We start from the raw sequence: 22,644 nt of genomic DNA on the forward strand, positions 1-22,644 counted from the left end.
TGCCAGTCAGCTCCTGGTGGCGGTGCCGGTCTCCGCTGCCAGCTCTTCGGCGGCGGATGTCAGCACGTCGCAGTCGTTGACGATGCCGTGGCTCTTCGACACGAGCTGTCGGCCCGCCAGGTCGAGCGCTTCTGCCACCTCGGCGGCGAGGTAGGCGGCTGTCTCTTCGAGCTCGCGCATCTGCTCGGCGGCTGTCACCTCGGCGGCCGGCATGGCTGCCATGTGGAGCATGTGTGCCACGACAAGCGGCGGCACGGCGGAGACGACTGCCACCAAGGCGGCGGAGGTTGCCATGTATCCGCGGTCGATCAGGTGTGCCACGACTTGAGCTGACAGAGCCAGGCCGAGAGCGGCTCCGGCGCCGATGGTGGCAGTGATGCGTCCTGGCAGTCCGCCACGGCGGCGAACCCGGCGGGACGGGCGTGAGCTGCCCCGGCGTGGCCCACGCCGAGTGACGGACGAGGCAGCGGAGCACGCCGGGATCGCCCGGTTGTGGCGTGAGCGGCGGTCCCCGGGACCGTCGCTCCCGTACGAGTTCAGAGTCGGCCGTCCGCGCCCACCGCGGCATCGCACCGGTCGCAGAGCGTCCTCTCGATCGGACGCCGGTCTCGGAGAGTGCCCGCTGCTCCGCAGCGTTCGCAGACCGTGGCGCTGAGCCGGCGGAACCGCTCCACCAGCTCACCCAGCCTGGTGGATTCGGCCGGTGTCCAGTCGCCGCCGGACGTCCGCGGGCGAGGGCGTGCCTGGAAGGCCAGGGTCGCCCACTTCTGCTTCACCGCCAGGAGTTCGTAGTCGGGGAACTCCGCCACGACCGCTTCATGGCACCGCAGCACAAGCGGCAGCCAGCCTGGTCCTACGGCGAAGCGGTACGAGGGGTCGCGGAAGTGACGCCGGACCCGTTCCAGGGCTGGCAGGGCTGCCTCCGGTGCGGGGAGGGCGGGGCGCGGGTCGGGGCTGGTGCTCCGGCGGCCGCCCCGCTGGTCGAAATCCGCCGCCGCTCCTCCGCTCCTGCGGCTGCGGCCGAAGGCGGTGAACAGGTTGCGCACCGCGACGAGGAGCAGGAGCAGGCCCGTGCCGGCCGGGAGCAGTGCGGCGCTCAGCCGGTCCTCGACCGCCCCGGTCGCCGACGGGCCGTCCACCCTGGTGGCCACCGGCTCGGCAGGCCTTTCGTCGAAGGTGGTGTCGACCTCCACCCTCGCGATGCGGAAGGAGCCGTCCGAGGCCTCGAAGGATCCGGAGCAGAACACACCCTCGTCACGCTGACCCGGCTCCGACAACTGGCAGCGATCGGCCCGGAATTGGCCGGGGACGCCCATCCGTTGTGTCTCGAGCCGTATCAGGCCGGCGCCGAGCAGGAAGACTCCGGCGCCCAGGGCCACCATCGTGGTCAGCGCCCGTCTCGGACCCGGACGTCCCGGAGCCCTTCTCATTCCCCGCCCCGTTCCCCGCGTGTCCCGCCCCGTCCCGCCCCGTGTACCGGGTGGCGCGCAGCGTACATCCGTCGCCCGGCGCCCCGGTCCCCGGGCGGAAATCGGGTTGACCCGCGTGGAGCCGAGCCACTTGCATGGGCGGCCGAGTCGTGGTGGTTTCCGTCCAGTTCGGGAGTGCGCATGGGCGCCGGCAAGATGCATGCCGACGAGGTCGACACCGACGTGTCCCTTGTCCGGCGACTGCTCGCGGGCCAGTTTCCGCAGTGGGCGGGGCTGCCTGTCGAGTCGGTCGACTCCGCCGGGACGGTCAACGCCGTCTACCGGCTCGGCGAGGACATGGCCGTACGGCTCCCCCGCATCGCCGGCGGCGCCGAGGACGTGGACAGGGAGCAGCGATGGCTGCCGCTCCTCGCGCCGCGGCTTCCGGTTGCCGTTCCCGTTCCGCTCGCGGCGGGAAGGCCCGCCGAGGGCTATCCCTGGCCCTGGTCCGTCCACCCCTGGCTCGACGGCGAGAACCCGGTCGTCCACCGCACGGCCGACCACGGAAGGCTCGCGAAGGATCTCGCGGCGTTCGTCGTCGCACTGCAGGGGATCGATCCGGCGGGCGCGCCGCCCGCGTACCGCCACGAACACCTGGCGGTACGCGACGCCGAGACGCGCGACGCGATCGGGAAGCTGCACGGAGTCGTCGACACGGACGCGGCGAGCGCGGCGTGGGACGCGGCCCTGCGGGTGCCCGAGTGGCAGGGCCCGGCCGTATGGGTGCACGCGGATCTGTCGCCGGGGAATGTGCTGCTCGACGGTGACCGGCTGACGGCCGCATCGACTTCGGGTGTATGGGCGTCGGCGAGCCCGCCGTCGATCTGATCGCCGCGTGGAGCCTGCTGAACGCCGAGGCGAGGGGCATCCTCCGGGACGCGGTGGGGGTGGATGACGCGGCCTGGGCGCGAGGACGCGGCTGGGCGCTGTCGATCGCGCTCATCGAGCTTGCGTACTACCGGATCACGAATCCGGTGATGGCGGCCACCGCGCGGCACGTGATCCATGAGGTCATCGCCGATCACGGGAGCGCTCGCTGACGCACGCCTGTCACCCCTCGGACGCCCGCCCCCGGCCGCACGTCGACAGGCTGCACCAGCGGCGGCGGCCGCCCTCGTCGAGGAAGAGCCAGCCGCAGTCCGAGCTCGGACAGGTGCGGATCGTGAAGCGGCGCGGGTCCGCGAGGAGTTCGGCGGCGGTGCGGGCCGTCGCGAGGGTGGGGAGGCGGAGGCCGGCGGACGGGGGCAGGCGCCAGTGACCGAGACCGTCGTCGCCGCGGGTGAACACCGAGAGCCGGGCCGCGTCCTGGGCGACGGCCGCCACGGCCTTGAAGGCGCGGGCGTCCTCCGGCTCGGTCAGGCAGGTGTACAGCTGTGCACGGAAGTCGCGGGCCTCGTCCAGCGCCTCGGCTGCCTCGTCGGGGTGCTGCAGGGCCTGTCGACGCAGACGGGTGACGTCGTGGTCGTCCGCCAGGTTCATATGGCCGGCCCACACGGCGAGGGTCGTGTAACGGCGCAGCCAGTCCGAGCCGGGTATGCGCCCGCCCCGCTCGCCCCATCCCGCGTACGTGTTGCAGAACTCCAGCGCCGGATGGCCGCTCGTGCCCCACGGCAGCCACTCGTCACCGACCCGCACCGCGTACAGGGGCGCCGGTGGGCGGTCCAGCCGGGGGTCACCACGCAGGATGCGGTCGTGGAGCGTGGTGAGCTCGGTGCCCGGCTCGATGCCCAGGCCGTCGACCAGGGCCTTTCGGGTGTTCCGGTACAGCTGGAGGGCGTCGGCCTGGCGGCCGCTGCGGTACAGGGCGGTCATCTGCGCGGCGACGAGCCGCTCGCGCTCCGGGCGCTCCTGGGCCAACGGGGTCAGATCCGCCACGACCCGTTCGTGCAGGCCCTTGGTGAGCTGGGCCTCGGCGCGCTGCTCCATGGCGGACAGGCGCAGTTCGGAGAGTGCGCCGCCGCCGAGCCGTTCACGCAGCCGGTCGTCGGCCACGTCGGCGAGCAGGGGTCCGCGCCACAGCGCCAGGGCCTCGTCGTAACAGCGCAGCCGCTCCCCGGGATCACCGTCCACGGCCGCCCGCTGGACGAGGGCCCGGAACTCCTGAATGTCCGTCACATGCCCGTCGCGTTCGATCGAGTAGCCGTCGTGCCGGGTCTCGATGTGCAGCCCGTGCGGTGTGAGGCGGGCGCGCAGTCTTCCGATGTACGTGTGGACGGTGCCGCGGGCCGAGTCGGGTGCCGCTCCGTTCCACAGCAGGTCCACGAGGCGGGCGGTCGTCACGACGTTGCCCGCGTCCAGCAGGAGGATCGACAGCAGGCACCGTTCCTGTCGGCGGCTGCCCGACAGGATCCGCTGTCCTTGGTGGCGGGCCTCGAACGGGCCGAGCAGCTTGAACTCCATGGCGGGTGCCAGCCTAACCATGGCCTGCGGGTGCGGCCGTGGTGAGAGTGTGGTCAGCGGCCGGCGTGAGGCTGTGGACCTTGTCGTCCTCCGAGCCCACCCGACCAGGGAGCAGCCATGCGACGCACCATCGTTGCGCTGTCGGCACTCGCCGCCGTCCTCTTCGCCTCGGCACCCGCCGCGGCCACCACCCTCACGCCTCCCGGCTGGGAGCCGGCGCCCTCGGCTCCCTGGAACGTGCCCGCCGGCGCGCGCTGCGACTTCCCCGTCCACGGCGAGCCTGTCGTCGACGAGGTCGTACGCCGGGTGCTGGAGCGGAGGCCGGACGGTTCCGCGAAGCGCGTCGCGTACAAGGGAGATCTGGTCGTACGGGTCACGAACACCGACACCGGCGCCTTCTACGACGCGGACGCGAGCGGTACGGCCGTCGTCGAGTACCGGGTCGACGGCTCGCAGCGCTGGGCGGTGCTGGGGCCCGTGCTCGTCGGGTTCAGGGAGGGCGGGGGCACGCTGGCGCGCGGGCTGTACATCATCGACGGTGCGTACACCATGGAGATCAGCGCCACCGGGTACAAGAGCGTGACCATGGCGCACGGCACCACCGACGATCTCTGCGCCCGCATCGGCTGACGCCCGCGTCTGCACGCGCATATCCGCCCACCCCCACCTCCACGCACAAATCCGCACGCCCATGGCGCCGCACACCCTGCCCCGCACACCCTGTCGCGTGCACCTCGCACGGGCGCTCCCGGGTGCGGGGTGCGGGGCCATGGGCAGGGGCACACGATGGACTTATGCGCGTTCACAAGGTCCGCCCTGACATCGGCGTCCTCAGCGACAGCCTGCCGGTGCCGGGAATCGGGTATCTGTCCGTCAACGCCTTCGTGCTGCTCGCGGCGCAGCCCGTGGTCGTCGACACCGGGCTCGGGCTGCCCGGCAGGGACTTTCTGGAAGCGCTCGGGTCCGTGATGGACCCCGCCGATGTGCGGTGGATCTGGCTGACGCACGCGGACCGCGACCACACCGGCGGGATCTTCGATCTGCTCGCCGCGGCGCCCGAGGCCCGTGTCGTCTGTACGTTCGGGACGGCCGGCGACATGTCGGCCGAGCGGCCCCTCCCGGTCGAGCGGCTGCACCTGCTGAACCCGGGCCAGTCCCTGGATGTCGGCGACCGGACGCTCACGGGTTTCCGGCCGCCGCTGTACGACAACCCCACGACCGTCGCCTTCTTCGACGACCGGTCGGGGGCGTGCTTCACCTCCGACTGCTTCGGCGGGCCCATGCCCAGCGCGGACCTCGCGGAGGCCGACGACGTGAGCGAGGTCGACGCCGAGGATCTGCAGGCCGCACAGATGCTGTGGGCCACCGTGTACAGCCCGTGGGTGGAGAACGTCGATCCGGCGAAGTTCCTCGGCACCTTCCAGCCGATACGGGACCGGAACCCCGGCCTCATCCTCTCCGCCCATCTGCCGCCGGCGCCGGGCGTCACGGCCCACATGCTCGACACCCTGGGCGCGGCGGCGGGAACGTCGCCGTGGGTCGGTCCGGATCAGGCGGCCCTGGAGCTGCTGCTCTCCGGTTTCGAGTCGGACGGGGACGAGGACGAGGAGGAGGACGACACGGACCACGAGCGCCACACGGACCACGAGCGTGACGCGGAGGACGAGCGTGACGCGGACGACGAGCGCGACGAGGACCACGCCGACCACGCGCGCTGAGAACGCGGGCGTGGGCTACGGCGCGAAGCCGATGGCCCGCTCCGGGGTGATCCGCACGATGACCCGGACCTCCTCCGGCCTCTCCGCGGGCGGGTCGATCCCGAGGTACTTGTGCGAGAGCTCGTACGGGAGAGTCTTGTCCGACGAGTTCGGCCGTGCCTCGGATCTCCACCGACCGGTAGGGCGACTCGGATCGACTCGGATCCACCCGGGTCGACTCAGATCGTCGAGGGGTCGATCACGAAGCGGTACCGGGCGTCACTCGTCGGCACCCGCTCGTTCGCCTCGTCGACCCGGTCTGCGAAGGGCCGCGACACGAAGCGGTTGCGGCATCCGCTGACGGGCGAACCGACCCTGTCGTACGAGTCGTTGCCGCTGCCCGACCACGTCGTCCCGACTCCGGCGCAGCAGGGAGACCGTGTCGACACGTACGGCGCACATACGACGGCGGCGGCTTCCGGAGTCCTCCGGGAGCCGCCGCCGTCGTGCGTGGCGTCGTCGTGCTCGGTCGTATGAACGGGCGTCAGGCCTCCGAGCCGGCCGTCCACGCCGCCCAGCTCATGTTCCAGCCGTTGAGGCCGTTGTCGGGAGCGATCGTCTTGTCCTTGGAGTTCTTGACGATCACGACGTCACCGACCATCGAGTTGTCGTAGAGCCAGGCCGCCGGCTGGTTCGGGTCGCCCGCGCCCTTGGCGTCGTTCAGGCCGACACAGCCGTGGCTGGTGTTGACGCTGCCGAAGATCGAGTCGGCGCCCCAGTAGTTGCCGTGGATGAAGGTGCCCGACGTGGACAGCCGCATGGCGTGCGGGACGTCCTTGATGTCGTACTCGCCCTTGCCGTCGTCGTCCGTGAAGCCGACGGTGGCACCGTTCATCCGGGTCTCCTTGAACTTCTCGGAGATCACCATCTGCCCGTTGTAGGTCGGGTTCTCGGGGGAGCCGGCGGAGATCGGGATGGTCTTGATCGTCTTGCCGTCCTGGGTGACCGTCATGGTCTTGGTGGCGACGTCGACGGTGGAGACCTGATTGCGGCCGATGGTGAAGGTCACCGTCTTCTGCTGGACGCCGTAGACGCCGTCGGCGCCTTCGACTCCGTCGAGCTTCAGCTTCAGCGTGACGGTGGAGCCCTCCTGCCAGTACTGGTCGGGGCGGAAGTCGAGGCGCTGGGAGTTGAACCAGTGGCCGACGACCTCCTGGCCGCTGCTGCTGGAGACGCTGATGCCCCCCTGGACCGCGGCCTTGTCCGTGATCGCCTTGTTGAAGTTGATCGAGACCGGCATGCCGACACCGACCGTGGAGCCGTCCTCGGGCGTGAAGTTGCCGATGAAGCTGTTTGAGGACGAGACGGTCGTGAACGACGAGTTCTCGTGCGCCTCGCGGCCCTCGGAGTCCTTCGCGGTGGCGGTGATCTTGTAGACGGTCCCGCGCTCCAACTGGCCGTCGGGCTGCCAGCTCTTGCCGTCGGCGGACAGCGTGCCCTTGACGGCCTCACCGCCTGCCGCGGTCATGGTGACCTCGGTGAGCGTGCCGGCACTGACGGTGACCTTGGCGTCCTTGTTGATGGAGGCGTTGGTGGCACCGTTCTTGGGCGCGATGACTATTCGGGCGTCCGACGCGTCCTTCGCGGCCGCCTCGTCCACCTCGGCCTGTGACTTCTTCGAGCTCTCGGCGGAGGCGCCCGAGTCGGCGCTGCTGCTGCTGCAGCCGGTGAGCACCAGCACGCCGCCGAGCATTGCGGACGCGGCCATGAGCCTCTTGCGCCGCTTGCTGTCCGTCATCACACGCTTCTCCATCGTTGCCGATTCCCTGCCAACACATTCAAGAAGACCCAGAAAGGTCCGTCCGGTTCCACATCTGAGGAAAGATGTGGGCAACACCACTGATCGACGCACGGCGGGCCGCGCCGGTTCCCGCTCCGGGGACGCTGGTCGTACGACCCGGTCCCCCAAGGGGTGCACGGATGCGAACGGGCCCCGGTTCGCGGTTGCGGCGACCCCGGACCCGTTCCGCTGCTGCCACGGTGCGTTACGGCCGCGCGCTGTCGTCCTCGTCCTCGCGTTCGTCCTCGACCTCGCCGTCGAAGTCCTCATCCTCCTCCTCGAGGTCCCACTCCTCGGCATCGGGGTCGTAGTCGATCTGCTCGCAGCTCCAGGAGGCCTGGGCGAGCTCGACCCCGGGCACCTCGCTGACCAGATCGAACGGATCGATGAGGTAGGCGAGGGCCTCGGCGGAGTCCTCGCGCACGGTGGAGCGGGCGTGGGAGCGCTCGTCGCCGGGCATGTACTCGTCCCCGTCGACGCGCTCCAGGGCGGCACCGGTCAGCTCTTCCGGTTCCGCGATCTCAAGCACCAATTCGACGTGCAGGCGTACATAGCGTGATGTCTCAGAAGTGGTCATACGACGGAGCGTAGGCCCCCCGGTATCCCGACTTTCCTGCGACCCGCTGCTTTCACTAGCATCGCGTCAGCATCACCGCACACGGCCAATTCGCCGTTGTCACAAGGGGGATCGTCCCGTGCCCGTCGCTCGCCGCCCGCTGCTGACCGCCACCGCCGCAGGCACCCTGCTCTGCGCGCTGTGGTTCGTCCCCTCGGCGAACGCGACGGCCGACGCCGAGGCGGCCGGGAAGGCATCCGGACCTTCCGCTTCCACTTCCGCTTCCGCGTCTCGGCAAGGCGACTCCGGCTCCGGTTCCAGTTCCGGTTCCAGTTCCGAGGAGCTGCGCCTCGCCGAGACGGGCAGTGTGGACACCACGCCGTATCTGATCGGTGGCGTGACGTTCCTGGGGATCGGCGCGGGGTTCGTGACCTTCGCCGTGCGCCAGGGCGCGCGTATCTACTGACCGCACGTACGTACGGGTACGTCCTGCGTGCCCGTTGCGCCTACGCCAGCGGTCCGGTCACCGGCTCCACGGCTGCGACGAGCTCTCCGTCCCGTACGAACGCCTCGGCGGCGGCCAGGTCGGGCGCGAGGAAACGGTCGGGCCCGGGACCCTCGACGCCCGCCGCGCGGAGCGCCGCGATGGCCGCCTGCGATGCGGGGGCCGGGGTCAGGCCGCGGCGCAGCTCGATCGCGCGGGTGGAGGCGTACAGCTCCACGGCGATGATCCGGGTGAGGTTGCCGACGGCCGTACGCAGCTTGCGGGCGGCCGACCAGCCCATGGAGACGTGGTCCTCCTGCATGGCGGAGGACGGGATGGAGTCGGCGGAGGCCGGGACGGCCAGCCGCTTCATCTCGCTCACCAGCGCGGCCTGTGTGTACTGGGCGATCATCAGGCCCGAGTCGACGCCGGCGTCGTCGGCGAGGAAGGGCGGCAGGCCGTGGGAGCGGTTCTTGTCGAGGAGCCGGTCGGTGCGGCGCTCGGCGATGGAGCCGAGGTCGGCGGCGGCGATGGCGAGGAAGTCGAGGACGTACGCCACCGGGGCGCCGTGGAAGTTGCCGTTGGACTCGACACGGCCGTCGGGCAGCACCACGGGGTTGTCGACGGCGGAGGCGAGCTCGCGCTCGGCGACGAGCAGGGCGTGCGCGAGGGTGTCGCGCCCGGCGCCGGCGACCTGGGGTGCGCAGCGCACCGAGTACGCGTCCTGGACGCGGGGCGCCTCCTCCTCCTGGAAGTGGCCGGTGAGCTCGGAGCCCTTGAGCACGGCGCTCATGTTCGCGGCGGAGGCGGCCTGGCCGGGGTGCGGGCGGATGGCGTGCAGCTCGGGCGCGAGGACCTTGTCCGTGCCGAGCAGCGCCTCCAGGCTGAGGGCGGCGGTGATGTCGGCGGAGGTGTAGAGCCGCTTCAGGTCGGCGATGGCCATGATCAGCATGCCGAGCATGCCGTCGGTGCCGTTGAGGAGGGCGAGGCCCTCCTTCTCACGGAGCTCGACGGGGGCGATGCCGTGGGCGGCGAGGAGCTCACCGGCGGGGCGGACGGTGCCGTCGGGGCCCTCCGCGTCGCCTTCCCCCATGAGCGTCAGCGCGCAGTGGGACAGCGGGGCGAGGTCGCCGGAGCAGCCGAGCGAGCCGTACTCGTGGACGACGGGGGTGATCCCGGCGTTGAGCACGTCCGCCATGGTCTGCGCGACCTCGGGGCGGACGCCGGTGCGCCCGGATGCCACGGTCTTCAGCCGCAGGAACATCAGCGCGCGGACGACCTCGCGCTCCACGTGCGGGCCCATGCCGGCGGCGTGCGACCTCACGATGTTGCGCTGGAGCTGGGTGCGCAGGTCATGACCGATGTGCCGGGTCGCGAGCGCGCCGAACCCGGTCGACACCCCGTACACCGGCTCGGGCTTCGCGGCCAGCGCGTCGACGATCCCGCGCGCGGTGGCGAGCGCGGTGCGGGCGTCCTCGGAGAGCTCGATGCGGGCGTTGCCGCGGGCGACGGCGATGACATCCGCGACGGTGGTCCCGGACGTCCCCACCACGACAGTGTGCATATCCATATTCAGCACCCTACGGATTGAATCCCTCTCTGTCACCACCCCTCCGGGGAGGGACTCCTTACCGCCGCCGGGGGCGGCGGAGCGCCTGCAGCAGGCCCTTCCGGGCCCCTGCGGCGCTTGAGGACGGACACCCGGCCGGGCGGGCCCCATGCCACCGCCACGCCCGCGCACACGGGGCGCTCCGGGCCGAGAGCGGCGCCCCGGGGCTACGGGCGGGCGTCGCGGAAGCGACGGCGGTCCTGGCGGGCCGGCGCAGGCGCGTCCGCGAGGGGCAGCACCGTGTCGTCGCGCCCCGCCACCACCGCCGCCCGCGCCCGCGCCGCCTTCGCCCGGTACTGCGCCGCGTCCGCGAGGCGGAAGAGCCGCCGGGCCGACCGCACGGGCCCGATGGGGTCACCCGTCGACGCGACACCGCAGGCCACGCCCTCACCGAGCTTCAACGCAGCTGCCCGCTCGCAGAGTTCGTCCGCGACCTTCACCACCTCGTCCGCCGTCGGCCCCACCGTCAGCAGACAGAACTCGTCGCCGCCCAGCCGCGCCGCCAGCGCCCCCGGCAGCATCGCGCCGCACAGCGACAGCACCGACCCGAAGCGTTCCAGCAGGCGGTCGCCCGTCGCATGGCCGAGGGTGTCGTTGACCCGCTTGAGGCCGTTCAGGTCGCAGACCACCAGCGACACCACCGCCCCGTCCGTCCGGTGCCGCTCGATCGCCTCGTCGAGCCGTACGTCGACGGCGCGCCGGTTCGCGAGCCCGGTCAGCGGGTCGGTGAAAGCGAGCCGCCGCACCTCCTCCAGCCGCTCCTGCTGCGCGATCCCCGCCGCCACGACCGACGCCAGCACCGTCGCGAAGTCCGCGTCGTCCCGGTCGAACACCGGCTCCCCCGCCGCCCTGGCCACGTACAGCTCGCCCCACGCCCGCCCGTGCAGCACGATCGGCGCGACGACACAGCAGCCCCGCCCGCGCTGCCGCAGTGCGTCGACGCGCTGATGGCTGTACCCGTGTTCACCGTTCGCGGGGCCGTCCGCCGTCTCGACCCACGCGCGCGGTGCACCGCCCCCGGCCCACTGCTCGTGCAGAAACTCCGTGATCTCCGGGAAGCGGTGGACGGGATACGTCTCCCCGTCCGGGAACTCCTCCTCGTCCGCGGCCCTGACCCCCGCGTTGACGAGCACCTTCAACCGGCCCTGGCCCCGCTCCCAGACCGACAGCGCGGCAAAGCTCCCGGTCAGCGCGGAGCACGCGCCCACCGCGGCCGCCCGCCACGACTCCCGCGGAGTGTGCGCGGCGGCCATCGACTGTGCGAGCGCCACGACGGCTCGCAGTCGCACATCCTCACCCATCACCCCAGCTTAGGGACATTATGGGCAATCTCACTCTCCGGGCCACTCCGGCTTCCGCTTCTCGTTGAACGCCGCGACCCCCTCGGCCCGGTCGCCCGAGAACGCCACCGACCGCCACGCAGCGTCCTCGACCTCCAGACCGGCCCGCAGGTCAAGACCGTGCCCGAGGCGCAGCGCCCGCTTGGCGGCCCGCAGCCCCACCGGGGAGTTGGCGGCGATCGTCTCCGCCAGGGCCAGGGCGCGCTCGCGGTCACCGCCGGTCGCGACCAGTTCGTCCACCAGGCCGAGGTCCTTCGCCGCAGGGCCCTCCACCCGGCGCGCCGAGAAGATCAGCTCCGCCGCCCGCGCCGCGCCGACCCGGCGCGGCAGCAGCTGCGTGCCGCCGCCGCCCGGGATGACGCCCACGGAGACCTCCGGCAGCCCGACCACGGCCGTGTCGTCGGCCACGATCAGATCACAGGAGAGCGCCAGTTCGAACCCGCCGCCGAGCGCGAAGCCGTGCACCGCCGCGATCGTCGGCATGGGCAGCTCCAGCACCCCGGTGTACGCAGCACGGGCGGTCGGCCGCTGCCGCACCAACTCCGCGTCCGTGAAGGAGTTCCGCTCCTTCAGGTCGGCGCCGACGCAGAAGGCCCGCTCGTGGGAGGACGTCAGCACGGTCACCCGTACCGTCGAGTCGGCCCCGAGCGCCTCGCACGCCGCGCCGATCGACCGTGCCATGTCCGTGGAGACCGCGTTCATCGCCTTGGGCCGGTCGAGGACGAGTTCCGCGACGTGACCGTCCCCATGGCGGCGTACGACGACGAACTCCCCGAAGCGCTGCTCCGACAGGATCTCGGACATGATCAAAACCTCCCGGCGTGTTAACGATGGTTCACCGGGAGGATCCTAGGTGGGCCGCCTCGTCAGCAGCCAGGGCTCCACCACACCCAGTCCGCGCACGGGCCGCTGCCACATCGGCTGCAGCGCGAAGCGGTACTTCGGCAGGGAGGCCGGCTCCTCGCCGTTCTTCTCGGCCTCGGCGGCCTCCTCCGCCGCCTGCGCCTCCGACACCGGCGCGTCGCCCGTGCGCGACAGCTCCTCCGCGAAGGCACCGTCCACCAGGACCGCGTCCTTCGGCGCTATCGAGGTGAGCCGGCTCGCCAGGTTCACCGTCGTACCGAACACATCGCCCATCCGGGTCGTGACCGTCCCGAACGCGATCCCGACCCGCAGCGCCGGCATCGACTCGTCGTGCGCCATCGTCTCGATCAGCCGCAGCGCGATCTCCGCCGCCGTGCCCGCGTCGTCCGCCGCGTACAGCACCTCGTCGCCGAGCGTCTTGATCAGCCGGCCGCCGTGTGCGGCGACCAGGTCCGCGCAGGTCGTCTCGAACGACTCGACGAGCTCGCCGAGCTCCTCCTCCTCCAGCCGGCGGGTCAGCCGGGTGAAGCCGACGAGGTCCGCGAAGCCGACCGCGAGCCGCCGGTCGACCATCTCCTCGTCGTCCCCGGCCTGGACGACCCGGCCGGTCGCGGCGGCGAGCTGGCGCCGCCAGACATAGACGAGGAACTCCTCCAGCTCCGGCAGCAGCAGCTCGACCAGGGGATACGTGACCTCGGTCCGGGTCATCCCGGGCTCCGGCGGCTCGGTCAGGCCCTCCAGGAAGGAGTCGATCTGCCACTCCGCGAGCCGCGCCGTGGTCTGCCCCGTCGACCGCGCCACCTGCACGGCCATGGGCTCGCTCAGCAGCCCCGCCTCGACGAGACCGGCGAGCCGGCGCAGGGCGAGGACGTCGGCCTCGGTGAGCGCCTTGGCCTGGCCGATGTCGGCGAAGCCCATGGCCCGCCAGAAGCGCGAGGCCAGGTCCATGGAGACCCCGGCCGTACGGGCCGCCTGGAAAGGGGTGTAGCGGCGGTCGGCGCCGAGGATCAGCTGCTCCAGCCGGATGGCGAGCGGGTCCTTGGTCGGCTCGGCCGTGTGGTCGACCTCGTGGTGCGGGGTGGGGTACGAGTCGGACGACTGCTGCCGGCGCCCGCCGGAGCCGCGGGAGCCCCCGGCGCCGCCCGAGCCCTCGGGACCGCCGTTGCCCTCGGGACCGCCGTTGCCCGTGGAACCACCGGACCCCCCGGACCCACCGCCGCCGGGACCGCCCGAGCCCGCGGAGCCTCCCGAGGACGCGCCAGTACCACCGGAAGACCCGGAAGCGCCCGCGCCGGAACCGGAAGTCGTGTCGTCGACGGTCACCGGCCGCCTCCTGCCCGTTCCCTGCGCACTGCCCTGCCGATCTGTCATGCCGTGCCGGTCCGCGGCGCATACCGCGAACCCCCGGCGCGGCCTCAACGATACGGCAGGTGTGCCCTAGCTCACGTCCCCGTGCCCCGCCTCGTTCAGCCGCCCGGCCGCAGGTGGACGATGTCGCCCGCGCCGATGGGGTGGTCCTTGCCGTCCGGGGTGGCCACCACGAGCCTTCCGTCGCCGTCTATGGCGACCGCCTCGCCGGTGAGGGCGTGGCCGCCGGGCAGCTCGGCACGGACCGTGAGGCCGAGGGTCGAGCAGCCCGCCGCGTACGTCTCCTGGAGCCGGGAGACGTGCGGGTCGCCGTTCGCGGCGCGCCACTCCCCGTACCAGTGCTCCAGCGAACGCAGCAGCGCCCTCAGCAGCGGGTCGCGGTCGGTGGAGATGGCGTCCGCCAGGGCGAGGGAGCCCGCCTGGGGAACCGGCAGCTCCTCCTCGCGCAGCGTGACGTTGATACCGATCCCGACGACGACGCCGTCGTTCCCGATGCGCTCGGCGAGGATGCCGCCGGTCTTGCGATGCTCGCCGCCGACCTTGACCAGCAGGTCGTTCGGCCACTTCAGGGCGAAGTCGGTGCCCGCGGCGCGGGCGAGTCCGGTCGCGGCCGCGACACCGGTGAGCAGCGGCAGCCAGCCCCAGCGCTCGACCGGCACGTCGGGCTTGAGCAGTACGGAGAGGAAGAGCCCGGAGCGCGGGGGCGCCGTCCAGCTGCGGTCGAGGCGGCCGCGGCCCGACGTCTGCTCCTCGGCGACGAGCACGGCGCCCTCGGGGAGCCCGGGGGCCGCCGCGGCGCGCGCCGCGAGGTCGGAGTTGGTGGAGCCTGTCGACTCGACGACGTCGAGCGAGGTCCACAGGCCGCCCGGACGCAGCAGGGCGCGGCGCAGCGCGGGTTCGTTCAGCGGGGGCCGGTCGAGGTTGGACCAGCGGCCTTCGGCAGCGGCGGGAGGCGTCATGCGGCCCAGCTTGGCCTCTCCGACCCCGCTGACGCGAACCCGGGCGCTCGAACGCGTACGGCGTTCGAGGACGGACCCGTCCGGCGTCCGAGGACGAAGACGCGGGTCACGCGGGCGGTAGCGGGCCGCTGTACGGCCGCGCCGCAAGGCATACCGGGTGTGGCCAACGCCGCACTGCCGAACCGTATCCGCGCCGATACGCTACGAGTCAGTAGCCACCATCCCATCACCCCCGTGACCAGGCAGGGAGCCGCATCGCGATGTCCGAGCCGGCAGAGCCCCAAGAGATCGACATCCACACCACCGCTGGCAAGCTCGCGGATTTCCAGCGCCGCGTCCATGAGGCGACACATGCGGGCTCCGAGCGCGCGGTCGAGAAGCAGCACGCCAAGGGCAAGCTGACGGCCCGTGAGCGGATCGAACTGCTCCTGGACGAGGGGTCGTTCGTCGAGCTGGACGAGCTCGCCCGGCACCGCTCGACCAACTTCGGCCTGGAGAAGACCCGCCCGTACGGAGACGGCGTCGTCACCGGCTACGGCACCGTGGACGGACGCCCGGTGGCCGTGTTCTCGCAGGACTTCACGGTCTTCGGCGGGGCGCTGGGCGAGGTGTTCGGCCAGAAGATCGTCAAGGTGATGGACTTCGCGCTGAAGACCGGCTGCCCGATGATCGGGATCAACGACTCCGGCGGAGCCCGCATCCAGGAGGGCGTCATGGCCCTCGGCATGTACGGCGAGATCTTCCGCCGCAACACCCACGCCTCCGGCGTGATCCCGCAGATCTCGTTGGTCGTCGGCCCGTGTGCGGGCGGCGCGGTCTACTCCCCCGCGATCACCGACTTCACGGTGATGGTCGACCAGACCTCGCACATGTTCATCACCGGGCCCGACGTCATCAAGACCGTCACCGGTGAGGACGTGGGCTTCGAGGAGCTGGGCGGAGCCCGTACGCACAACACCACTTCCGGTGTCGCGCACCACATGGCGGGCGACGAGAAGGACGCGATCGACTACGTCAAGTCCCTTCTCTCGTACCTGCCGTCGAACAACCTGTCCGAGCCTCCGGCCTTCCCCGAGGAGGCCGTTCTCGACCTCACCGACGAGGACCGCGAGCTCGACACGCTGATCCCGGACAGCGCCAACCAGCCGTACGACATGCACACCGTCATCGAGCACGTGCTGGACGACGGCGAATTCCTCGAGACGCAGGCCATGTTCGCGCCGAACATCCTGACGGGCTTCGGGCGCGTCGAGGGCTTCCCGGTCGGCATCGTCGCCAACCAGCCGATGCAGTTCGCGGGCTGTCTCGACATCAACGCGAGCGAGAAGGCCGCGCGCTTCGTGCGCACCTGCGACGCGTTCAACATCCCGGTGCTGACCTTCGTCGACGTGCCCGGCTTCCTGCCGGGCGTGGACCAGGAGTACAGCGGCATCATCCGGCGCGGCGCCAAGCTGATCTACGCCTACGCGGAGGCGACGGTTCCGCTGATCACCGTGATCACGCGGAAGGCCTTCGGCGGCGCGTACGACGTCATGGGCTCCAAGCACCTCGGCGCCGACCTGAACCTGGCCTGGCCGACCGCGCAGATCGCGGTCATGGGCGCGCAGGGCGCGGTGAACATCCTGCACCGCCGCACGATCGCGGCCGCCGGTGACGCGGAGGCGCAGGAGACGGCCCGCGCCGAGCTGATCGCGGACTACGAGGACACGCTCCTCAACCCGTACATCGCGGCCGAGCGCGGCTACATCGACGCGGTGGTCATGCCGTCCGAGACTCGCGCCCAGATCGTGAAGGGCCTGCGTCAGCTGCGGACGAAGCGGGAAAACCTCCCTCCGAAGAAGCACGGAAACATTCCCCTGTAACCCTCCGGACCGAGAGGAGCCGCTGTGATCAAGGTCGTGAGGGGCAACCCCACCCCGGAGGAGCTGGCCGCCGCACTGGCGGTGGTCCAGGCGCGCGCCGCGGCGTCGGCCTCCGCCGCGCCCGGCGCGCCCAGGGTGCCGGAGGAGTGGTCGGATCCTGCCCGCATCGCACGGGCACGCGCCCTGCGCCCGGGCCCGCGGGCCTGGACGCGCACGTTCTGGCCCGGTTAGCGCGTGCCCTCGGGCGCCGGACGGGCTCATGCGGAGCCCGTCCGGCGCCTCGACGGCCGGCACGCCGGGCTGCCGGCCCGGGACCGGCCCGGGACGGAACTAGTCCCTCGGCACCGGGGCTCCTGAGTACGGATACTCAGGCGCCCCGGACGTCACAGCAGCACGATCGAAGGATGCTGTGGTCCGACCCCGAGAACGAACCCCCCGAGGACATGCGCGACATGCAGGTGAAGATGCGCCGAGCGGGGATTCTGCTGGCGCTCGCGATGATCGTCGCGATGTGCGTCGTGGGTCTGCGCTGACCGAGCCCGCGCCGGCAGGGACCACGGACCCCACGACCCAGGATCCCCGGACCGCCGTGCGCCCCGCCCCCTACGATGGCCCGCATGACCGAACAGCCGCGCCGCCTCGTCCTCGCCTCCGCATCGCCCGCCCGCCTCGCACTGCTCCGGAACGCCGGGCTGGCCCCCGAGGTCATGGTCAGCGGTGTCGACGAGGACGCCCTGACCGCCCCGAGCCCGGGAGAGCTGGCCCTGGTGCTCGCCGAGGCGAAGGCCGACGCGGTCGCGGGCCGCGCCGAGGCCGCCGGGGCGCTGGTCATAGGCTGCGACTCCGTGCTGGAGCTCGACGACGAGGCCCTGGGCAAGCCGGCCGACGCGGAGGAGGCCACGGCCCGCTGGAAGGCCATGCGCGGCCGCACGGGCGCCCTGCGCACCGGTCACTGCGTCATCGACACCGCCACCGGCCGCCGCGCCTCCGCGACCGCCTCGACCACGGTGAACTTCGGCGACCCGACGGACGACGAGATCGCCGCGTACGTCGGGAGCGGCGAACCGCTGCACGTGGCGGGCGCGTTCACGCTGGACGGCCGCTCGGCACCGTTCGTCGACTCGATCGAGGGCGACCACGGCAATGTCATCGGGCTGTCGCTGCCACTGCTGCGGCGGCTGCTCGGCGAACTGGGGATCCGGATCACCGACCTCTGGACCTGAGCGAGCCGAGCCCGGGCAAGCAGGCCCGGGGGCGCCGCAGGTCCGCGTCGCGCGCGACGGCTACGCGGGCGCCGTCCCGTTCGTGGTCGCCGTCCCGTTCGTGGTCGCCGGGGCGGAGCCGTCCGCCGGGTCCGCTGTTGGCGGGCCGGCCGGCCCGCCCTTCTCGTACGCCAGCAGCGTCAGCACGATCAGGCCCAGCACCACCATCATGAACGCGAAGGCGGACCAGCCGACCAGTCCGACGCACAGCGCGCCCAGCACGCCGTGCACGGCCGCACAGACGATGAGCAGGATCCGTCCGAAGCGGCCCGGCGCGCGGTCGCGCAGGCCGGCGAGCAGCAGGACCAGCCCGCAGGAGGCGAGGTAGGCGCCGAAGACGCCGCCCATCACCCACGTGCCGGTCGACATGACATCGGGGTCCAGGCCGTCCAGGGACATGCTCTGGTTGTCCACGACGGTGGCGAGGATGCCGTTGATCGCCACGATCCCCACGGCTTCCACGAAGAGCACGAGCGCGGCCACCACGGCCACCGGTCTGCGCGCCACGGCGCCCACCCCTCAGTTCCGGTTCGTTTCCGAGCATCTGTTACCTGCAGTACGAACGACATCGCGAACGCTACTAACGGGTAAACCTCCGGACAAGGGCCCGGACACAGGCAAAGAATCATTCGGCCATTCGTAGGGACTCCACAAAGAAACGTGTCGCGCCGCTGACCGCCTGCGCAGAGACCTTGACCACATCCGGGGGCTACGCTGCTCAGCAGGAACCCGGCGTACCGTGGTGCGACAAGGGGTTTCGCGGCGCGGGTGCGGCCCGTTTCACCCTCCGTGTGGGCAAGCTCACGACTGGGAACGGGTCGAAACGTCGTGTCGGTAGTCCCTAAACTCAGCGTGTTTCAGCGAAGTCTTCGGCGCGGTGACCCGCCGAGTGCTTCGGCCGGGAGAACGAGTCCGGCCGGAGGCCGGCCCGCGGCGTAGCCGCACACCGGGGGTGGCATCCCCCGGGATAACACAGCAAGGAGGGAGCCATCGTGCGCAAGGTGCTCATCGCCAACCGAGGCGAGATCGCTGTCCGCGTTGCCCGTGCATGCCGGGACGCCGGGATCGCGAGCGTAGCCGTCTACGCCGATCCGGACCGTGACGCACTGCACGTCCGCGCGGCCGACGAGGCGTTCGCCCTGGGCGGTGACACCCCGGCGACCAGCTATCTGGACATGGGCAAGGTCCTGCAGGCCGCCGCCGATTCGGGTGCCGACGCGATCCACCCCGGCTACGGCTTCCTCTCCGAGAACGCCGATTTCGCACAGGCCGTCATCGACGCGGGCCTGACCTGGATCGGCCCGCCGCCGGCCGCGATCCGCGATCTGGGCGACAAGGTGGCGGCCCGTCACATCGCCCAGCGCGCCGGGGCTCCGCTCGTCGCCGGAACGCCCGACCCGGTCTCGGGGGCCGATGAGGTCGTCGCGTTCGCCGAGGAGCACGGACTCCCGATCGCCATCAAAGCCGCCTTCGGCGGCGGCGGACGCGGCCTGAAGGTCGCCCGCACGCTGGAGGAAGTGCCCGAGCTGTACGAGTCCGCGGTGCGCGAGGCCGTCGCCGCCTTCGGCCGCGGCGAGTGCTTCGTCGAGCGGTACCTGGACAAGCCGCGGCACGTGGAGACCCAGTGCCTCGCCGACCAGCACGGCAACGTCGTCGTCGTGTCGACGCGTGACTGCTCTCTCCAGCGCCGCCACCAGAAGCTGGTGGAGGAGGCGCCCGCGCCGTTCCTGAACGCCGAGCAGAACGCGGAGCTGTACCGCGCGTCCAAGGCCATCCTCAAGGAGGCCGGTTACGTCGGCGCCGGCACCGTCGAGTTCCTCGTCGGCACGGACGGCACGATCTCCTTCCTCGAGGTCAACACCCGGCTTCAGGTGGAGCACCCGGTCACCGAAGAGGTCACCGGCATCGACCTGGTCCGCGAGATGTTCCGGATCGCCGACGGCGAGAAGCTCGGCTACGACGACCCGGCGCTGCGCGGCCACTCGTTCGAGTTCCGCATCAACGGCGAGGACCCGGGCCGCAACTTCCTTCCCGCGCCCGGCACGGTGACGTCCTTCGTCCCGCCGTCCGGCCCGGGTGTCCGGCTCGACGCGGGCGTGGAGACCGGCTCGGTCATCGGCCCCGCGTGGGACTCGCTGCTGGCCAAGCTCATCATCACCGGCGCGACGCGCGAGCAGGCGCTGCAGCGTGCGGCGCGGGCGCTGGCGGAGTTCCAGGTGGAGGGCATGGCCACGGCCATCCCGTTCCACCGTGCGGTCGTCGTCGACCCCGCGTTCGCACCGGCCGACGGCAACCCGTTCACGGTCCACACCCGGTGGATCGAGACCGAGTTCGTCAACGACATCAAGCCCTTCGCCGCTCCGGTCGACATCGAGGCGGAGGATGAGCCGGGCCGCGAGACGGTCGTCGTCGAGGTCGGCGGCAAGCGGCTCGAGGTCTCGCTGCCGTCGTCGCTGGGCATGACGCTCGCGCGTACGGCCGCGGCGGGTGGCGCGAAGCCGAAGCGCCGCGTCGCGAAGAAGTCCGGCCCCGCCGCCTCGGGCGACACCCTCGCCTCCCCGATGCAGGGCACGATCGTCAAGGTCGCGGTCGAGGAGGGCCAGGAGGTCAAGGAGGGCGACCTCGTCGTCGTGCTCGAGGCGATGAAGATGGAGCAGCCGCTGAACGCGCACCGCTCCGGGACGATCAAGGGACTGGCGGCGGAAGTGGGCGCGTCGCTCACGTCCGGCGCGGTGATCTGCGAGATCAAGGACTGAGCCTCGCCTCTGTGCGTCTCTGTGTGGGCCTTCCGGGTACATCCGGCGGGCCCACACGTGCGCAAGGGCGTACGGCATTCTGGATGCCATGACCACGAGCACGGGCACGAGTACGGAGGCCGGTACGGAGACGGGGACGGCCCGGCCGATGCGGGCCGACGCGCGCCGCAACTACGAGCGGCTGCTCGTCGAGGCGCGTGCCGCCTTCGCGGAGCACGGGACGGACGCCTCGCTCGAGGACATCGCGCGGCGGGCGGGTGTCGGCATCGGGACGCTGTACCGGCACTTCCCGAACCGTCATGCGCTCATGAACGCGGTCTTCCAGGAGGCGCTGGCGTCGCTGCTGGAGCGGTCGCGGGAGCTGGCCTCGGCGGAGCAGCCGTGCGCGGCGCTCGTGGAGTGGCTGCGCGCCATCATCACCCATGCGGGTGAGTACCGGGGCGTGGCACGGGCGCTCATGTCCGCGTCCCTGTCCCAGTGCAGTGTCCCCCTCCGCGAAGCGGGCGCCCAACTCCTTGCGCGCGCCCAGGAGACGGGCACGGTCCGCGCCGATGTGTCGATCGGCGACCTCATGCAGCTCACCAACGCGATCGCCCTGGCCGCGGAGCAGGCCCCGGACGACCCGGGCCTCCCGGACCGTCTGCTGACGCTGACGCTGCGGGGTTTGAGGCCCTGACGAGGCGGGGCTACGCGGACCCGTTGCCGCCAGGTGGGTGGTTCGTGCCCGCCCGTCCCCCTGCGGAACGACTGCCCACGAATCACGGGGCGGAACGACTGCCCACAAACCATGGGGCACCCGCTCACCGGGCTCAGCCACCGGGGCCGGCCCCCGAGGGGGACGCGCAGGGGTCGCGTTCTGGACGTGAAGGCGCCCGCAGCTCGCGCGGAGCGCGGCGAGGACCGACAGTCCGGGACACGAGCCCCGGAGCGGACCCCGACGGCAACCGCACGGCACGGGCCGACCCCACACACCCAGCCCGTCCCGCGCCGGAGGACGGACACCCCGGACGCCGACCCGGCACCGGGTCACCCCGCACCCCGCACGGCCCAGCCGCGGGCGCCGGGCAGCCGCGGGGTCCGGGGGCGGCTGCGGGGGCACGGGGGCGTCAGGCCCCGTGAGTGATCAGCGGCGTCGGAGGTCCGCCACCCGCACGCGGTCCGGCTGGTCCGCCGTGAGGGCCGCCGCCGTGGGGGCCTGGCGCAGGCCGGGGTGGGTACGGCGCTGGCCCGGGAGCGGGACCTCACGGCGAGGGCGCGCACTCTCACCGCCGCCCGCCACCGCGACCTGGACCCCCTGGTCCGCAAGAGCCTGGAGCTCCGTCGCCGCCCGGTCGTCGTGCGGCGGCGGCTCGTCCGTCACCAGCCGCGTGATCACATCCGTCGGCACCGTCTGGAACATCGTGTCCGTGCCCAGCTTGGTGTGGTCCGCGAGGACCACCACCTCCGCCGCGGCCTGGACCAGCGCCCGGTCCACACTCGCCGACAGCATGTTGGACGTGGACAGCCCGCGCTCCGCGGTCAGCCCGCTGCCCGACAGAAAGGCCCGGGAGACCCGCAGCCCCTGCAGCGACTGCTCCGCCCCGCTGCCGACCAGCGCATAGTTCGAGCCACGCAGCGTGCCCCCGGTCATGACGACCTCGACACGGTTTGCATGTGCCAGCGCCTGCGCCACCAGCAGGGAGTTGGTGACCACGGTCAGCCCCGGGACCCGCGCGAGCCGGCGCGCCAGCTCCTGCGTGGTCGTCCCCGCGCCGACCACGATGGCCTCGCCTTCTTCGACCAGGGCCGCGGCTGCGTCGGCGATGGCCGTCTTCTCCGCGGTCGCGAGATGGGATTTCTGCGGGAAGCCGGACTCTCGCGTGAATCCGCCCGGCAGTACCGCACCGCCATGCCGGCGGTCGAGGAGTCCTTCTGCCTCCAGTGCCCGCACGTCGCGCCGTACGGTCACTTCGGAGGTCTGGACGACGCGGGCGAGCTCACGGAGCGAGACCGCCCCGTTGGCCCGCACCATTTCGAGGATCAATTGACGACGTTCTGCAGCGAACACGAAACTGACAGTAACCCCAGCGGCCGATAGTTTTCAGCACTATGCGCCGAATTGGCGAAGTTGCGCACACCGCGGAACGAAATGTGATAAGGCGACGCCGACTGCCTCACGGGATCGCCTCGCTTGGCCCC

The 22,644-nt window shown here is 71.9% G+C and carries 22 protein-coding genes and 1 pseudogene; 10 read left to right on the plus strand and 13 right to left on the minus strand.

From position 1 onward, the window contains the following. Positions 1–6: 6 nt before the first annotated feature. Both ACWCP0_RS00420 and ACWCP0_RS00425 read right to left on the minus strand, forming a co-directional pair. Positions 7–321, minus strand: coding sequence for a hypothetical protein (locus ACWCP0_RS00420; RefSeq protein ID WP_451076662.1), 315 nt, complete (start codon positions 319–321; stop codon positions 7–9). A 215-nt stretch (positions 322–536) separates the two neighbouring features. Beyond that, positions 537–1,382 (minus strand): hypothetical protein, encoded by an 846-nt coding sequence (locus tag ACWCP0_RS00425; RefSeq protein WP_451076663.1) that lies wholly within the window; start codon positions 1,380–1,382, stop codon positions 537–539. A 228-nt stretch (positions 1,383–1,610) separates the two neighbouring features. Here ACWCP0_RS00425 and ACWCP0_RS00430 point away from each other — a divergent pair. Further along, positions 1,611–2,509 (plus strand): annotated as a pseudogene (locus ACWCP0_RS00430) (aminoglycoside phosphotransferase family protein). 10 nt (positions 2,510–2,519) lie between these two features. Here ACWCP0_RS00430 and ACWCP0_RS00435 read toward each other — a convergent pair. Next, on the minus strand, positions 2,520–3,869 hold the full coding sequence (locus ACWCP0_RS00435; RefSeq protein ID WP_451076664.1) for a BTAD domain-containing putative transcriptional regulator: 1,350 nt from the start codon (positions 3,867–3,869) through the stop codon (positions 2,520–2,522). 117 nt (positions 3,870–3,986) lie between these two features. Here ACWCP0_RS00435 and ACWCP0_RS00440 point away from each other — a divergent pair, with 117 nt between their 5' ends. Next, positions 3,987–4,499 (plus strand): hypothetical protein, encoded by a 513-nt coding sequence (locus ACWCP0_RS00440; protein ID WP_451076665.1) that lies wholly within the window; start codon positions 3,987–3,989, stop codon positions 4,497–4,499. A 164-nt stretch (positions 4,500–4,663) separates the two neighbouring features. Beyond that, entirely contained in the window at positions 4,664–5,587 is a 924-nt protein-coding gene (locus tag ACWCP0_RS00445) for an MBL fold metallo-hydrolase (RefSeq protein ID WP_451076666.1), read from the plus strand. A gap of 218 nt (positions 5,588–5,805) precedes the next feature. Here ACWCP0_RS00445 and ACWCP0_RS00450 read toward each other — a convergent pair whose 3' ends face one another. From ACWCP0_RS00450 to ACWCP0_RS00460, 3 genes are all read right to left on the minus strand, one after another. Continuing rightward, the gene (locus ACWCP0_RS00450) at positions 5,806–6,015 is read right to left on the minus strand and encodes a hypothetical protein (RefSeq protein ID WP_451076667.1); all 210 of its coding nucleotides are present in this window, start codon (positions 6,013–6,015) and stop codon (positions 5,806–5,808) included. A 95-nt stretch (positions 6,016–6,110) separates the two neighbouring features. Next, positions 6,111–7,379 carry a L,D-transpeptidase gene (locus ACWCP0_RS00455; RefSeq protein WP_451076668.1) on the minus strand — a complete coding sequence of 423 codons (1,269 nt, stop codon included), beginning with the start codon at positions 7,377–7,379 and terminating at the stop codon, positions 6,111–6,113. A gap of 232 nt (positions 7,380–7,611) precedes the next feature. Continuing rightward, positions 7,612–7,983 carry a hypothetical protein gene (locus ACWCP0_RS00460; protein WP_451076669.1) on the minus strand — a complete coding sequence of 124 codons (372 nt, stop codon included), beginning with the start codon at positions 7,981–7,983 and terminating at the stop codon, positions 7,612–7,614. Positions 7,984–8,101: 118 nt separating this feature from the next. Here ACWCP0_RS00460 and ACWCP0_RS00465 point away from each other — a divergent pair, with 118 nt between their 5' ends. Further along, positions 8,102–8,428, plus strand: coding sequence for a hypothetical protein (locus ACWCP0_RS00465; RefSeq protein ID WP_451076670.1), 327 nt, complete (start codon positions 8,102–8,104; stop codon positions 8,426–8,428). Between the two features lie 40 nt (positions 8,429–8,468). Here ACWCP0_RS00465 and hutH read toward each other — a convergent pair whose 3' ends face one another. The 5 genes from hutH to ACWCP0_RS00490 all read right to left on the minus strand — a co-directional run bounded on the left by hutH (position 8,469) and on the right by ACWCP0_RS00490 (position 14,586). Beyond that, positions 8,469–10,010: a histidine ammonia-lyase gene (gene hutH / locus ACWCP0_RS00470; RefSeq protein WP_451076991.1), complete on the minus strand. Its 1,542-nt coding sequence runs from the start codon at positions 10,008–10,010 to the stop codon at positions 8,469–8,471. A gap of 212 nt (positions 10,011–10,222) precedes the next feature. Further along, on the minus strand, positions 10,223–11,356 hold the full coding sequence (locus ACWCP0_RS00475) for a diguanylate cyclase domain-containing protein (protein WP_451076671.1): 1,134 nt from the start codon (positions 11,354–11,356) through the stop codon (positions 10,223–10,225). Positions 11,357–11,386: 30 nt separating this feature from the next. After that, positions 11,387–12,199 carry an enoyl-CoA hydratase/isomerase family protein gene (locus ACWCP0_RS00480; protein ID WP_451076672.1) on the minus strand — a complete coding sequence of 271 codons (813 nt, stop codon included), beginning with the start codon at positions 12,197–12,199 and terminating at the stop codon, positions 11,387–11,389. Between the two features lie 45 nt (positions 12,200–12,244). After that, a complete protein-coding gene (locus ACWCP0_RS00485; protein WP_451076673.1) occupies positions 12,245–13,582 on the minus strand; it encodes an adenylate/guanylate cyclase domain-containing protein in 1,338 nt (445 codons plus the stop codon). 143 nt (positions 13,583–13,725) lie between these two features. Next, positions 13,726–14,586 carry a biotin--[acetyl-CoA-carboxylase] ligase gene (locus ACWCP0_RS00490; RefSeq protein ID WP_451076674.1) on the minus strand — a complete coding sequence of 287 codons (861 nt, stop codon included), beginning with the start codon at positions 14,584–14,586 and terminating at the stop codon, positions 13,726–13,728. Positions 14,587–14,846: 260 nt separating this feature from the next. Between ACWCP0_RS00490 and ACWCP0_RS00495 the strand changes: the two genes are divergently transcribed. From ACWCP0_RS00495 to ACWCP0_RS00510, 4 genes are all read left to right on the plus strand, one after another. Then, a complete protein-coding gene (locus ACWCP0_RS00495) occupies positions 14,847–16,448 on the plus strand; it encodes an acyl-CoA carboxylase subunit beta (protein WP_451076675.1) in 1,602 nt (533 codons plus the stop codon). Between the two features lie 24 nt (positions 16,449–16,472). Next, the gene (locus ACWCP0_RS00500; protein WP_451076676.1) at positions 16,473–16,679 is read left to right on the plus strand and encodes an acyl-CoA carboxylase epsilon subunit; all 207 of its coding nucleotides are present in this window, start codon (positions 16,473–16,475) and stop codon (positions 16,677–16,679) included. Positions 16,680–16,852: 173 nt separating this feature from the next. Then, positions 16,853–16,981 (plus strand): morphogenic membrane protein MmpB, encoded by a 129-nt coding sequence (gene mmpB, locus ACWCP0_RS00505; protein WP_351229531.1) that lies wholly within the window; start codon positions 16,853–16,855, stop codon positions 16,979–16,981. A gap of 75 nt (positions 16,982–17,056) precedes the next feature. Continuing rightward, positions 17,057–17,671, plus strand: coding sequence for a Maf family protein (locus ACWCP0_RS00510; protein ID WP_451076677.1), 615 nt, complete (start codon positions 17,057–17,059; stop codon positions 17,669–17,671). Positions 17,672–17,731: 60 nt separating this feature from the next. Here the strand turns inward: ACWCP0_RS00510 and ACWCP0_RS00515 are convergent, their stop codons facing one another. Then, a complete protein-coding gene (locus tag ACWCP0_RS00515) occupies positions 17,732–18,226 on the minus strand; it encodes a hypothetical protein (RefSeq protein WP_451076678.1) in 495 nt (164 codons plus the stop codon). A gap of 476 nt (positions 18,227–18,702) precedes the next feature. Here ACWCP0_RS00515 and ACWCP0_RS00520 point away from each other — a divergent pair, with 476 nt between their 5' ends. Together ACWCP0_RS00520 and ACWCP0_RS00525 are read left to right on the plus strand one after the other, a co-directional pair. Continuing rightward, entirely contained in the window at positions 18,703–20,466 is a 1,764-nt protein-coding gene (locus ACWCP0_RS00520) for an acetyl/propionyl/methylcrotonyl-CoA carboxylase subunit alpha (protein ID WP_451076679.1), read from the plus strand. 148 nt (positions 20,467–20,614) lie between these two features. After that, on the plus strand, positions 20,615–21,142 hold the full coding sequence (locus ACWCP0_RS00525) for a TetR/AcrR family transcriptional regulator (RefSeq protein ID WP_451076992.1): 528 nt from the start codon (positions 20,615–20,617) through the stop codon (positions 21,140–21,142). Between the two features lie 447 nt (positions 21,143–21,589). Here ACWCP0_RS00525 and ACWCP0_RS00530 read toward each other — a convergent pair whose 3' ends face one another. After that, the gene (locus tag ACWCP0_RS00530) at positions 21,590–22,513 is read right to left on the minus strand and encodes a DeoR/GlpR family DNA-binding transcription regulator (RefSeq protein ID WP_451076680.1); all 924 of its coding nucleotides are present in this window, start codon (positions 22,511–22,513) and stop codon (positions 21,590–21,592) included. Positions 22,514–22,644 lie beyond the last annotated feature (131 nt).

This window comes from Streptomyces sp. NPDC001970, from assembly GCF_053594115.1.